Raw genomic sequence first — 13485 nt, 5'->3', positions numbered from 1 at the left:
CTGACGACTTCTGCGAAGGCTCGATTAAGGAGAAGCATTTGCTTTTGGGCCAGCGGGTGGAAGCGGTAAAATACGTTGGTGATTGCTGACCTTCGCCTTCATTGTACTCTCTTTTTGGGGAATACAAGTGCGAAGTGGCGGCAGCGCGGTCAAGGATGAGGTGGTGAGAAAAGAAATCTCTCAAATGTTCATTAGCCATAGGCGCCATGACTTAAAAATCCCAACAAACGCAATTTTCGTTTATCGTGAATCCTGGAATAGACATGACTCGGCATCACGTAGTTCATAAATGTTCCATACTTATGTCCGACTAATCTTTTCGCATAGGTAATTTGAGTCACGTGCTTGATCTGAATTGTTCTGGCTCCGCGATGCCAAACCTGATTGTTGAACATCACAACAGTTCCGGCTGATCCGAGGCACGTAACTTTTCTGTTCTCATAGCCGGTTATATCACCGTGCATGCTTTGCCAAAAAGATGACTTCCCCTGATTACTTCGGTCGGTCCGTTATCAATGGTTAGGACGTCGGTCAGATAATACAGGCAGGTCAAGCACAACACATTTAATTGGACATTCTGCATCGGCTTCCCATCCAATGAAATCACATGAGGGGTGTCATCTTAAAACTGTTGTTATGAATGACATGGACTTCATTGGCAGCCGGCACTCCACCTTCATAAGATTCCTGATCAGGTGCTCCTGTGTCTCCAATCAATTTCTCTGCAAATGTGACGATCGGTTCTTTCCAGAAAAGTTCGAGATTCGCTTCCGAGACTTCAAACATCCGCTTCCTGATGAATCTGGACGTTTTGTATTTCTCTTTAAACTTCTTCTGAAGCTCTTTATCTAAATCGAATTTTAGCTGGTCGCAAGTTTTCTAATCCAATATTTCCGGAAGAACAAGAAAGCCATCTTTATGAAATTGTTCGATCCAGCTTCTGAATTGATTCTGTTCCATATGTGAATATCCTACCTCCGCCAGACACGGTACCATGAATATCTGAAAACAATGCGATTTTCATAACTCAACAATTCTTCAAATTTCATACCAGGAAACTCAACCCTGCAAAAGTCTCGTTCACTGAGCTGAGTTAGGTGGTACGAGCCTTGCTGATCCTTCGGACCGGAATCTAAACCGCGTTAATAGGAGAACATATGTCAATCGAAAAAACGTATCACTTTTTCTCGTTCGTGAACCCGAAATCGTTCGTTGTGCCCGCTCTGAGCCTTTTCGCCCCGTTTCTTTTTGCCGTCAGCGTTCCTGCTCAGACGTGCATCACTCCTCCATCTGACCTAATCAGTTGGTGGCCCGGTGATGGTAATGCAAATGATATCGCAGGCGGCAGTCCTGGCATTCTCCAGAATGGCGCTACCTTTGGTCTAGGTTTGATTGGACAGGCGTTCAGTTTCGATGGAGGTGACGACTTTATTAGCGTTTCAAACGTTGCAAATCTTGAAACTCAACAGTTTACTATCGATGCATGGGTGTTTCCAGAAGGACATGGGAATTTTCCTGACTCCATTGGGGCATAATTGTTTCCAAAGATATTGGGAACGCCCAAAGCAGCCCTCCTTTCATTTCGTATATGCTTTCCGGCCCCGGTGTAACAGGACTTTTCCGAGCCGGAATAGGAATTACAGACCTTACACCACAACCTGTTCAGGGATTCATAGGTTATCCGACTGTATTTAGCGCGAATAGCTTCTCCTTGAACACATGGCATCATGTTGCAATGACCTGGGATGGGAGCGTGACGAAGTAAGATTCCCCCTTTTCTACGTGTCCCGGCGGACGGCTCCTTTCGAAGGGGCCGCTGCCTTTCGCGTAGATTGGGAACGTCTCGAATTCGTATTCATCCGAGAGCTTTTTATCGCGCATCAGACAAAACTGGACGCGGCATTGATTGCCGGGGATTCTGGGCTGTTTTCCCGATCTTTCCAAACTCGACAGACCTACTCGCAGAAGAAGTGTACGTTCACTGCGGCACGATTCAAAGCAAGGCGTCTAGCTAAGTCAATTTTCTAAGCAAAGCACGCGGTTGAGTTTGGCGGGCATGAAGATTGCTATTGACCATTCTGGCGGTTGAGTTACACGCCACTTCTGTCTTCGTTTGCCAGGGAGCTCCAGATAGAAATCGAACCACTTTCCTTCCAATCTCTGGAAAAAACCGGATCAGAATCGGTGATGGAAGATCAAAGAAAAGGAGGAAAAACATTTGTAGATGGTATGTTGCGTTGGAAGGGGAAACCTGGCTTTCTATTTAACAGGGAGAAAACGTTAAATGGCGCAGACTGAACGGCTGCGTAAACCCGTCAGCGCCTGTGGGCGAAAAACCCCGCCGGCCCAAACAATCTGAGGCGGAAGGTTGACGGCTGTATGATGATGCCGCCTTTCATACGGCGATTTTTTGGGCCCGGTGGGTCATTCTTTTGTATGGAAAAGATCATAAACAAGCTGGAACCAGGCTACATTTTTGAGACGGTATTCTGGATGGAAAAGGACAGTGGGTCCGGTCTAACTCTGTCTGCAAAGAATATCAACGGAAAGCTGAGCGATCACCGCATTGTCACCGATGACAAACGTGTGCTTCCAGGACAACGATGCAAGGTAAAGGTGATTGAGCTCAATGAGAATTGCATTCGAGTTTCCTACCTTGGATTGGCCGACTTCAATCTCAAGAAAGACGTGTATATTGAGCCTGGTCTCCTGCTGCAGTTTGAAATCCTCCTTTGCAGCGGACGCTCCATTTTGCTTGAGGGTCCTCAAGGCACGGGAAAGACTACCGTTGCAAGAGCTCTGGCAGATTCTCTTGGCATGCACTATGTCTTTTTTAACTGCTCGGTATGTTTTGAGCCATCTGATTTTGTCGGCTCAGTCCAACTTGTGGTCAATGAAACGGAACAAGTGCGAACTGAGTGGATTCCAACTGAAGTTCTGACCGCTATCTATTCAGCGTATGAGAATCCCGGCCAGCGATTCCTTATTTTTCTTGATGAGCTGAACCGGTGCCGCAGCCAGGCCGTCAACGGAATCATGAGCGCAATCGATTCTTCACGGAGAATCTTCGACCCTCGAAAAAACAGTTACGTCGCTATCCCGGAGAACATCCAGTGGATTGCCGCTATCAACAGCGGCAAGCAATTTACCGGCACTTACAAGTTGGATCCAGCGCAGTTGGACAGGTTCTCTGTCTTGAAAATGGACTATCCTCCGGAAGCCAAAGAAATAGACATTCTTTCCAGACGCTATGACATGGTGCATAGGAAAGATATTCGAAAAGTGGTCAAGATCGCCAACCTGATCCGGAATACACCTGCAATCTCCACGGACCTTTCCATGCGTGCAACTGATGAGGCTTGCATGTTTCTGAGTTACCCTACGTTTCAACATAGAGTCACCAATGCGGGCCTCATAGAAATACTGAAGGTCTCCTTTTGTAACCGGCTTCCCGGTTCCACTCAAGAAGAGGGGAGCGATGCTCAATTGGCTTTCAACCTGATAGAACGAAATATACTCATTCCTTCTACGGAAGAGGCGGAGTAAAGGGTGTCCATGATTTTCGAAACAGAAATCCAGGCTGCAAAGAAGCGTTCTGCAGAGATGGAAGCTTCCATCCGCATGATGACTGCGGAGTACGAACATGTAAAATCCAAACTCAACTTCTGGCGTGCGGAGTGCGCGAGATCTCAATTGAGCTCCATGGTAAAGCACATAACTACTTTGAGGAAAAGAGTAGAAAGAATGGAACAGTGGCTCGAAGCAGCCAACGCGCAGAAATTTGAGTTGGATTTCTGGATTCTGCGGAAAGAAGAGATCTGGCGAAAAGTCAGCAGAGAAACATTGGAGGAACAGATTCGCGAAATTCATGCCCAGGCCGAAAAACTCTCCACTCTGATCCTGGGTAGAAAAGTCGATATTGTATTCGAAACCAAAGCGCAAGCTCCCCTGGGCGCTGTTCCCATCTTGAAGCATGCAAAAGGGAGAAAGATCCACCTTTCAATACGACTTTTGGAGGAGCAGCCGGAGCATCTGCTGGATTATTACAAAGGACTTATCATCCACGAACTTGGCCACCTGTTGCTTCATATCGGGAAAACCTCCCGGGAGTACAGAAAATTGCGACGCCTCATCCAACAAAGGATTACGGGAGATGAAACGTTTTTCAAAGTTTTCAACATCCTTCTGGATGATCAACTGGAGCGGAGGCTCAGGGATGTAGAGAAGGAATGGCGCACCTGGTTTCATCGGCTGGCATTTTTTAGTGGGAGCATCAATCTGAACGACTTGCAATCGTTCTTGGCAAGAAATCAAACTGCCGAAGTCGATTTGACGCCCTACATAGAGAAGCGCTACTTAAAGGTTTACGGTTCCCGTTCACTCGCATTCGCGCGAATCCTGTCTGCAGAATTTCTCACTGCAGCACACGGATTCAGCCGTTTGTTTGCCTTTTACTATGTTCTGGGACAGGGATTGCCGTTAAAAACGATCAGCGAAGATTGGCTTCGTGATTGTATCAGTTATATTCCCAGGAATTTCACTAACCAGGATCTCATCGAGGTTCATCGATTGGCTGTCCGAATCTACCGGCGAATGATTGAGAATTGCGATCCTATCCCCCTATTTCATGTGCATCTCGCAGACGGCAGGGTTGAGGATCTTGTTTTCCCTGGAACGTGGAAGACGAATGATCGTAACAATGCAATCTCACTTCATCACCAAGAGCCGGCCCGTAAAGCAAAGCATGGATCGCTGCCCCTGACGTTTCAAAAGAAGATTTGTGTCCCGGATCCTGAGGGCGAGCCGGTGAAAAAGAAGGCTCAGGAAACAAAGCAAATCGTTCTTCAACGAGCCCGGACCTATGGAGGTTCAGGAGGTTTAGGAATTGGTTCCTATTACACATCGCTGCATCCGAGTCCAACGGAAATCAGAAAAAGTGTGCCAAAAACGACCAGAGAAATCTTGAAGCAAAAACTGCGTTCAGGCCATCTCTCTGCAAAGGAAAAGACACGACTGCAGAAACAAATAGATGCTGAAGACAGGCAGAAAGAGCAGGCCAGGTTGCAGACTCTTGAAGCCCAGGAGAAACAGAAAGCGGTACCGGTCAGAGAGAATTCAATCGATCGGAAGGATCACGATTCTGGTAAGCAGATGAAGGACAGGGCAGTCCCGGAAAATAATTTGTCAATCATCCACAAGTCTCTTGCCAACAGCATGAACGAGATTCTCAAGCAAGTCATCAATGAGGAGCAGAATCCGATAGCATCTCCCATTGAACGGATGCATGCGGACACAGCTCCGGCCTCAGACTACAAGAACAAAAAACTGGAAACCTCCTTTCCTCCGATTGAGAAAGTTCACAAGTTGATGCCGGATGCTGCAAAAAATTGCGAGGTGGTGCAAAGAATACGAAAATATGCCGTAGTTGTGCGAACCTATTTCCGGAGATATGAGGATGAGCGCGAAATGGAAGAGCAATTACGCAGCGGTCGGCGGATTCTTGGAAGCGGCCTGCTGAAACTCGCAATGTATGGCGAAAATCGCATTTTCCGCGATCAGCGAGTGACCGATCTGGAAAATTACAACGGAGTCCATGTTTCAGTTCTGATCGACACGTCCGCTTCGATGGGGAAGGATGGAAGACTGGACCGCGCCAAGGACGCTGCCGCGCTTCTAGCCGAATGTTTCTGTGACTGCAAAGATATAGAGTCGCTATTCATTGGCTACAATCAGAACGTATATCTTTGCGGCACTCACGATGCTCATTCCTTCGTTTCGTTGGCTCCTGACGGAAAAACAAATGAGGCGGGCGCCCTGGACTTCCTGAAGAAGCAGTTTGGCTTGATGTCGCGCCGCAACAAACTCGTTGTTGTGCTTTCCGATGGGCTACCTACATCCTGCTCTGTCGAATCCGTTCGATTGCTTGTGAATGAAATGAGCACACGCTTCGGCTTTACTTTTTTGTATGGAGCTTTATCTAAAGAGGTCCATCCAGCCTATCGACTTCGGCTGAATCTTCAAGCCGGCAACTGGTCCTCGAATCTCATTTCGTTCGGGAAAGCCATCGCGCGCCTTGTTGCAGCGTAGAAAGGCTAGCGTCCTATTGATAAATCTCTGGCGCGGTAGTGGAATGCTGATGTGCTGGTGTAATATAGCGGCACCACCGAGAGTTTTCCTCCCAACAGTCATTCTTTGGTCAAACGGCAATTGTTCCCGCGGCTTGATGCATTCGATTTTGAACTTTTGACTCTGATTTAATCAGATATTATGATTAAGTTAGATAATTTGAATTGAAACCATGAAAGTAATGACCGCAACCGAACTTGCACGCAATCTCAGACGCGTGTTGGATACGCTTCAAAACGGCACCGAAGAAATCGTAGTCATGCGGAATAATCAGCCCGTTGCGAAGCTGGTTCCGGGTGCTCCGACTATGACGGCTCTCGAAGCCTTATCGGACCTGTATCGCACTTTGCCTGACGACGAAGGAGAGAAATGGTTAAAGGATGCACGGCGAGGAAGCCGCGTTTTGCGCAAAGAGATGAGGAATCCATGGCGATGATTCTGGATACATCGATCTGGATCAGTGTAGAAAGCGGAAGACTTGCTCCCGCAGATGTTGCTGATCGCACGGGAGATGAGGCTGTCTATCTAGCTCCACCCGTGATTGCAGAACTTGAATATGGGCTTCATCGCGCCAAGAACGCTGCCCAACGCAATAGACGTGCCGCGGCCCTGGCCCGCATCAAGCGGAAATCGTGTCTGCTGATCGATAAAGATACAGCCGAAATTTTTGGCAGATTGGCCTCTGATCTTGATGCAACGCGTAAGCCGTCGACTCATCGTACCCATGATGTCTGGCTAGCGGCTCTTGCCTTGCAATACGATATGGCAGTAGTTACTCAAAATGAACGTGACTTCTCAGACATCCCCGGTTTGAGATTGATTGTCCTGCCCCGCAGCTGACGATTATCTAATAGAGCCGACGTATTGAATTAGAAATGATGTCGCGAACGAGGATCGAATAGCATAGATTTTTCAGGTGGGCTACGCGGTTTTCGGATCCTTGCATCCAATTTACAAGGGCTGACGCTTTTTTCAGCAAGTCTTGAATTCTTTGCGGAGCATCCGGAGGGAAAGGACGTCCGGATCTCTCCTGGTAGTGACAATGGACCGCATAGAAGCGGGCAAGCTCGGCCGCAGCAATTTTGTCGAATTCGGCCGTTCTCTCGAGGAGCCGCAAGTCGACGCCGTGCAATGTTTTTCCGCACAGGGACAGATCCCCGGTTTTCAGATGACAGGATGCCGACTGAACGATGGCATGAAATGCAAGCAGATTTTGGCGAGGAATCTTCGCGCGAAGCTGGTGATGGATTTCAACAGCAAGTTCCCATTGGCGGACCTCCATCAATGAATCCGCGATCGTTACAAGACAGCGAACCGGTTCAATCGGATCTGTCCCGCCTGAAGCTTTACAGATTTCAGACATCTCCAGGATCACCGGCTTCAGCGGCCGGTCCTTTCGATTCAGCCAATCCTCGAATCGAATTCCAAGACGGATTGTTGCATCAGACTGCGCGACCAGATCGTTATCCGGATTCGTATCAGAATTCCAAAGAATCAGATCGATCCACTCGCGGGCGGGATTTTCAGAAAGTGGTTCAAAGATATCCAATGGCCTTTGCAAATGCGGCTTCTCGGCTTCCCAGCCCTCTTTCAACTCCTCTTCTATCTTCGTAATGAAATGTTCTTCGTCGATAAAAAAACGCCGGAAGATCTGTAACCCTTCCATCGCGTCTGCAAGCGCTTGTCTTGTGCGTTCCCATTCTCCCGCCTTGGCTGCTGTCTCGGCAAGACTCATGGAAATCCGATTTCGATGACTGATGTCACAACTGGCGACTGAAGCGGCATGAATCACTTCCATTATCTGGAATCGCCGGTAAGCAGAACTTGTTGTGGATTCCTCCGTCGTTTGCACGAGATCCTGAACTCTTGGTGACGAAAGAACATAGTTTCGGCGGATGTGTTCGCGGGCTGTTGCTAAATCCGTTTTCTTTTCTACAACCGAATCCAGAATCTGCTGCAGCTGAAAAGACTGATCGAAGTCTCTCCAGAACAGATCGAAGCCCTTGTAGCGATCAATAGAAGTGTGCCGGCGCCTGATTTCTCGCGTGAAGTCGGTCATGGTTCCTCGTTGATTTTTACAGTTGAGTTACCCCAATCGATATGCTTTTGAGTTAACGCCGCATATGTCTCGAGGCGCATTGCTTTGATCAGTTCCAGTGATGCCACTTCTGAGTATCCGATGCGGCGAAGCACGGCAAAAGCGATCATCCCTGTTCGATGCATTCCGGCCGAACAATGCACAAAAACAGAAGCGCCAGCCTGGATTGCTGCTTGAACTTCGTTAAGTCCATCCGGAATTGTTTGAGGCGGCGGATTGCCGTTTGCCAGAGGAATCCAGATCCACTGAATGCCGGAGTCGCGCACCAGACTGCCGATTTCCACAGCGCCCTCCTTTCTGGAAAGCAGCGTTACGACAAACGCACAACCTTCGGCAGGAAGATAGGGAATTGAACGAAGCTTCGGACGGTGTCCCAGCGCCATTCTCCCTTTTCCGGCCGGAACCCAGTTGAGTTTCATAGTGGATAAACGATATGCAATTTGCACGCCGGATCAATGGCACAGAACGTGCTTCCTGTTGCTGAAGGAGGATCCTCTCATGCCGGACCTGAAAGTGCTTTTTGTTTGCAACGCGAACAAACTGCGAAGTCCTACGGCTGAGAGAATATTTCGGGAGCGGCCGGGACTCGAAGTAAAATCTGCGGGTGTGGATGAAGACGCAACAGTGACTGTGAATCGAGAAACTCTGGAGTGGGCCGATTTAATTTTCGTAATGGAAAAAAGGCAGCGGAACGTGATTCATAAGAAGTTCAAAGACATCTACGAAAAGAAGCCGATCGTCTGTCTTTACATTCCGGACGTCTATGATTTGATGCAACCGGAACTGATCGAGCTGCTGATGAAAAGGGTTCTGCCGCACCTGAATCAATGATTCGGAACCTGAAGTATAATTTGTGGTAATCCACATGGCAGATGTTAACAGGCTGGCAATTATCGTTGCCGGTGATGTAACGATCGATTGGTATGCGTACGAAGTTCCTCCTGTAACTTCGGACGCGGAAAATATTTATAACTGGAAGCTACAGCCCGGCACGAACATGATTGCCGCGCCCGGGGGAGCCATGCTTCTTGCGCAATTGATTCAACAGGCAACTTCCCAGCGTGTAAGCTCGCACCGGATCAAGAAAATACGGAACATCCATCCGAATAAGATTGTGCATTCCATTGCAGAACTTGCGCGTTATCCTTATTCAGCAAAAGAGGATCGCAAGGTTTTTCGAATCAAAAACTATCGCGGATTTTCCGGACCTGCTCCAGGCTCCACTCCGAATTTGATTCTGGTCAGCAATGATCAGGATAACCCCGCATTGCTTGTGATTGACGATGCAGGAAATGGATTCCGTTACATGCCTGATTTTTGGCCTCAATCGTTGAAAAAAGCCACCGCGGCAAACGTGATTCTGAAAATGAGCAGACCCCTGGCGAAGGGTCCACTGTGGGACAGACTCCAGGAGCTTTACGAAGACCGTTTGATTGTGATCATTGGCGCAAACGATTTGCGTTCGGACGGTATGAATATGAGCCGGCGTTTGTCCTGGGAACGAACCGCCACTGATTTTCTCTGGCAACTGACGACGGATCCCAAATTCTCTTCACTCGCGAACTGCTCGAACGTGATTATTCGCTTCGGTCTGGATGGAGCCATTTACTACAGGAGGCAGAAGGGGAGAACCAGAGCGGTGTTATATTTCGATCCGGCCTCAGTTGAAGATGAATTTTTTTCAGAGAAGGATGGCACAATGGCAGGATTTACATCTGCATTCGTAGCTGCCATCGCCAGAGATGTTCTCCAGAGTGAAGCTAAGGAGCTCGGCTCAGGTGTCAAGGAAGGATTACTAAGCGCCAGACGTCTGATGCTTCGCGGTTTTGGATCCGGCGAGGATCCGAATTTAAAGTTTTCCGCTGACGTTTTTCATCCCGATAAATCGGATGTTCAGATTGCAGAGGTGCCCATTCCGCTGCCTTCATCGCCGGTCGTGGCGGACCCTGATTTTTGGTCGATCTTAAGAACATTGAATCCTGCGCGGCTGGAAGAAATCGCTCGTGACATTGTCATGAATGGCGAAGACGCGGCCCTTACAAATGTGCCGATCGCCACATTTGGAAAATTAAAAACCGTAGACCGTTCCGAAATAGAAAGTTTCCGGAGTATTAAGAACCTGCTGCAGGAGTACATCCGGGACACATCCGGCAGGCCACCACTTTCCATCGCCGTGTTCGGTCGCCCTGGATCGGGGAAATCGTTTGGTGTAACGCAGGTCGCGGAATCAATCAACAAAGACCTGATGAAAAAGATCGAATTCAATTTATCGCAGTTTACTTCCAGTGATGATCTCATCAACGCTTTTCATATGGTCCGTGATATTTCATTAAAGGGAAATTTGCCGCTGGTTTTCTTCGATGAATTCGATTCAAATTTCAACGGCAAGCTGGGCTGGTTGAAGTACTTTTTAGCTCCCATGCAAGATGGCGTTTTCAAGGAAGGGGATGCAATGCATCCGATCGGCAAAGCTGTTTTCGTCTTTGCCGGTGGCACCAAACCGTCGTACAAAGAATTCGTTTCTCAGGAAGGGCTGGCGGATGCAAAGGGGACTGATTTCATCAGCAGGCTTCGAGGATATGTGGACATTCTTGGTCCCGATCCAGATCCCGATCCGGCCCGAAAGGATGTTTTTGCAATTATCCGGCGAGCCATGGTGTTGCGAAATCTGAGCAAGAAATTGTTTGACGCAAAGAAACGTCCACGGATCGATGAGGGGGTTCTTCGGGCTTTCTTGAAAATACCGTCATACAAACATGGAACCCGCTCGATTCAAGCAATTCTTGAAATGAGCATGCTTCAAGAGCGCGGCAGGTTGGAGCCTTCTGCGCTGCCGCCGGTTGAACAGTTGAAACTTCATGTGGATGCTGCAGCTTTCATGCGTTTGGTGCTGCGGGATGTCATTTTTGCCGGCTACGTAGAGAAAATCGCCATGGCGGTTCAGGAAAAGTACAGGGAGCAGAACAGAGGTATAAAACCGGCGGGCCATCCGGCAATGGAACCGTGGGAAAAATTATCTGAAGGTTATAGAAACTCAAACCGCGGTGTGGCTAAAGACATCTATGCAAAACTGCAAAGGATACATTGCGACTTCGGTCCACTCTTTGTTGGAACAACACCACCGGGATTTGCGTTTACCCCGGAAGAAATTGACTTACTTGCAGAAATGGAGCATGAACGATGGATGCGGGAAAAGATTGAAGCGGGGTTTACATTAGGTTCGGACGATCCTGAACGGAAAACGAACCCTGATTTAAAGCCCTGGTCTGAGCTTTCCGAGACTGCCAAGAATAAGGATCATCAATCAGTCTTGAACTTACCAAAGATCCTGGAAGACGCCGGTTTTTATATCTATCGTTTGGAGTGATCGGTGACGACCAGGGATAACAGCGCTGCGCTCAAGCGGCAGCGGAGCGAACTGTGGCTTACAATTCAATGGCCGGCAATCGGCGCTCTTGCACTACTTGTCACTGTGCTCGGTTATGCCGGTTTCAATCAATACTTTTCGCTCGAAGGGCCTCCAAAAACTCCTGCGGATCTTCTTTATTTGACTTTGCAGTTATTCGGCCTGGAATCGGGAGCAGAAACAACGAAATGGGTTCCGTGGCAATTACAACTAGCACGGTTTCTGGCGCCTGTTGTGACCGGTTACGCGGTGATCCGGGCATTGTTGTCGATCTTTCGTGAACAATGGCAGCGTATCCGGCTCAAACGCGTTCAGGACCATGTCATTGTTATCGGACTCGGACGCAAAGGAACACTCTTCGCGCAGGGATTTCAGATGCTCGGTTATCCAGTGATCGTCATCGAAAAAGACCAGAGCAATGATAGCCTCCAGCAATTTCGAAACCTTGGGGTTATCTCGATTGGAGCAGATGCCACCGATAAAAATGTTCTGCGAAGCGTCCGGGTCGATCGCGCCAGGTATGTGATTTCCGTTTGCGGCCTGGATGAGGTGAATGCAGAGGTGGCGGTCCATGCCCGAGAACTCTATACCGGTCGGACAACTCCATTGAATTGCATTGTCCATGTCGTAGAACCGCAACTGTGTCAGTTGATGCGGCGGCAGGAAATGATTTCCCAGGATAAGAAATTATTTCGGCTCGATTTTGTGAATCTTTATGAGAATGCTATCCAGGCTCTGTGGACGAGATATTCGTTGCTTCAACAGGAGCAAATTGACGGTGGAGTTCAACCGCGTTTTATTATCATCGGGCTGGGCCGCATGGGTGAAACATTAATTCTGCATCTGGCCCGCAACTGGAAGAGTATTCACGTGAACCACCGACCGCACTTCACTGTTGTGGATAAAATCGCGAACGAAAAAACCGAGTCGATGTTGCTCCGGTATCCTTATCTTATCCGCACCTGTGAGCTTCATCCGTATTCCATGAACGTGAATTCTGCCGAGTTCATTCGCGCGGACTTTCTTTCCGATGCGACTGGAATGCAATCCACATCGATATTTATATGTTTGGACAATGATTCGCTTGCAATGTCAGTCGCATTAAGCCTGCGTCAAAGGTTGCAGCGATCGGAGACGCCACTTTATGTCCGGATTTCTCGCGAATCAGGCCTGGCCACACTGCTACAATCGGACCGCATGGACCTGGTACGCCCGTTCGGATCGCTCGAGCAGAGTTGCACTCCAGAAATGTTGAGCGGTCTGCACAGCGAAAAACTTGCGCGAGCTATCCATGCTGAATATGTGGAAAAGCGGATGCGGGAAGGATTTAAGCCCGAAGATGCGCGCGCAGTTGTCCCGTGGGAACAACTCCCTGAAGACCTGAAAGAATCGAATCGAAAACAGGCCGAAGATATTGGAAGTAAACTCAGAGCAATCGGTTGCGATATTGTCACGCTGGTCGATGGCGAAGATTTTCAATTTACAACGGAAGAACTCGAACGGCTTGCAACCATGGAACATGATCGATGGAACCGGGAAAAACTGGAGCAAGGTTGGAAGTATGGCTCGGTAAAGAACGCAGAGACAAAAGAAACTCCTTACCTGGTTGATTACAATCAACTCACAGAAGAAATAAAGGATTACGACCGTAATGCGGTCCGGCAGATCCCGCAGCTGCTTGCGCGGATCGGCTTCCAAATTTATCGCGTAAAGTAAAGCAGCGCGGGCATACGGAGCTCAGGCTTCCAGCCTGCAAGAACTCAACTACTAACTCAACCACTCATCCTCAATAGCGCTAACGGCACGAAAATTGCCCTCTTACCAATCAGAAATGGAAAAGCTTCAGGAGGATGTC

The 13485-nt window shown here is 48.5% G+C and carries 13 protein-coding genes; 8 read left to right on the top strand and 5 right to left on the bottom strand.

Annotated features, from left to right (window positions below; genetic code table 11):
- From L0156_00880 to L0156_00870, 3 genes are all read right to left on the bottom strand, one after another.
- Positions 1 to 199: hypothetical protein (locus tag L0156_00880; protein ID MCI0601546.1), on the bottom strand; the 199-nt coding region annotated here is incomplete at its 3' end.
- Positions 192 to 464: a hypothetical protein gene (locus L0156_00875; GenBank protein MCI0601545.1), complete on the bottom strand. Its 273-nt coding sequence runs from the start codon at positions 462 to 464 to the stop codon at positions 192 to 194. The genes L0156_00880 and L0156_00875, both read right to left, overlap by 8 nt.
- Before the next feature lie 139 nt (positions 465 to 603).
- Positions 604 to 786, bottom strand: coding sequence for a hypothetical protein (locus L0156_00870; protein ID MCI0601544.1), 183 nt, complete (start codon positions 784 to 786; stop codon positions 604 to 606).
- A 371-nt stretch (positions 787 to 1157) separates the two neighbouring features.
- Between L0156_00870 and L0156_00865 the strand changes: the two genes are divergently transcribed.
- From L0156_00865 to L0156_00845, 5 genes are all read left to right on the top strand, one after another.
- Entirely contained in the window at positions 1158 to 1535 is a 378-nt protein-coding gene (locus tag L0156_00865; protein ID MCI0601543.1) for a hypothetical protein, read from the top strand.
- Positions 1536 to 2436: 901 nt separating this feature from the next.
- Entirely contained in the window at positions 2437 to 3546 is a 1110-nt protein-coding gene (locus tag L0156_00860; protein MCI0601542.1) for a MoxR family ATPase, read from the top strand.
- A gap of 9 nt (positions 3547 to 3555) precedes the next feature.
- Entirely contained in the window at positions 3556 to 6087 is a 2532-nt protein-coding gene (locus tag L0156_00855; protein ID MCI0601541.1) for a hypothetical protein, read from the top strand.
- Between the two features lie 211 nt (positions 6088 to 6298).
- Positions 6299 to 6562, top strand: coding sequence for a type II toxin-antitoxin system Phd/YefM family antitoxin (locus tag L0156_00850; GenBank protein MCI0601540.1), 264 nt, complete (start codon positions 6299 to 6301; stop codon positions 6560 to 6562).
- Entirely contained in the window at positions 6553 to 6966 is a 414-nt protein-coding gene (locus tag L0156_00845; GenBank protein ID MCI0601539.1) for a PIN domain-containing protein, read from the top strand. Before L0156_00850 ends, L0156_00845 begins: the two co-directional genes overlap by 10 nt.
- 7 nt (positions 6967 to 6973) lie before the next feature.
- Here the strand turns inward: L0156_00845 and L0156_00840 are convergent, their stop codons facing one another.
- A complete protein-coding gene (locus L0156_00840; protein MCI0601538.1) occupies positions 6974 to 8185 on the bottom strand; it encodes a hypothetical protein in 1212 nt (403 codons plus the stop codon).
- Positions 8182 to 8643 carry a tyrosine-protein phosphatase gene (locus L0156_00835; protein MCI0601537.1) on the bottom strand — a complete coding sequence of 154 codons (462 nt, stop codon included), beginning with the start codon at positions 8641 to 8643 and terminating at the stop codon, positions 8182 to 8184. The genes L0156_00840 and L0156_00835 overlap by 4 nt, the downstream gene beginning before the upstream one ends.
- Positions 8644 to 8722: 79 nt before the next feature.
- On the opposite strand from L0156_00835, the gene L0156_00830 reads away from it, so the two are divergent.
- The 3 genes from L0156_00830 to L0156_00820 are packed head-to-tail and all read left to right on the top strand — an operon-like array spanning position 8723 to position 13346.
- Positions 8723 to 9055, top strand: a complete 333-nt coding sequence (locus L0156_00830) for a phosphotyrosine protein phosphatase (GenBank protein ID MCI0601536.1) — start codon at positions 8723 to 8725, stop codon at positions 9053 to 9055.
- A 34-nt stretch (positions 9056 to 9089) separates the two neighbouring features.
- Positions 9090 to 11591 carry an AAA family ATPase gene (locus tag L0156_00825; protein ID MCI0601535.1) on the top strand — a complete coding sequence of 834 codons (2502 nt, stop codon included), beginning with the start codon at positions 9090 to 9092 and terminating at the stop codon, positions 11589 to 11591.
- Between the two features lie 3 nt (positions 11592 to 11594).
- On the top strand, positions 11595 to 13346 hold the full coding sequence (locus L0156_00820; GenBank protein MCI0601534.1) for an NAD-binding protein: 1752 nt from the start codon (positions 11595 to 11597) through the stop codon (positions 13344 to 13346).
- The last annotated feature ends 139 nt before the right edge of the window (positions 13347 to 13485 follow it).

Source organism: bacterium (assembly GCA_022616075.1).
In the GTDB taxonomy this organism is placed as follows: Bacteria; Acidobacteriota; HRBIN11; order JAKEFK01; family JAKEFK01; genus JAKEFK01.
This window is presented reverse-complemented; position numbering and strand designations above follow the sequence as displayed.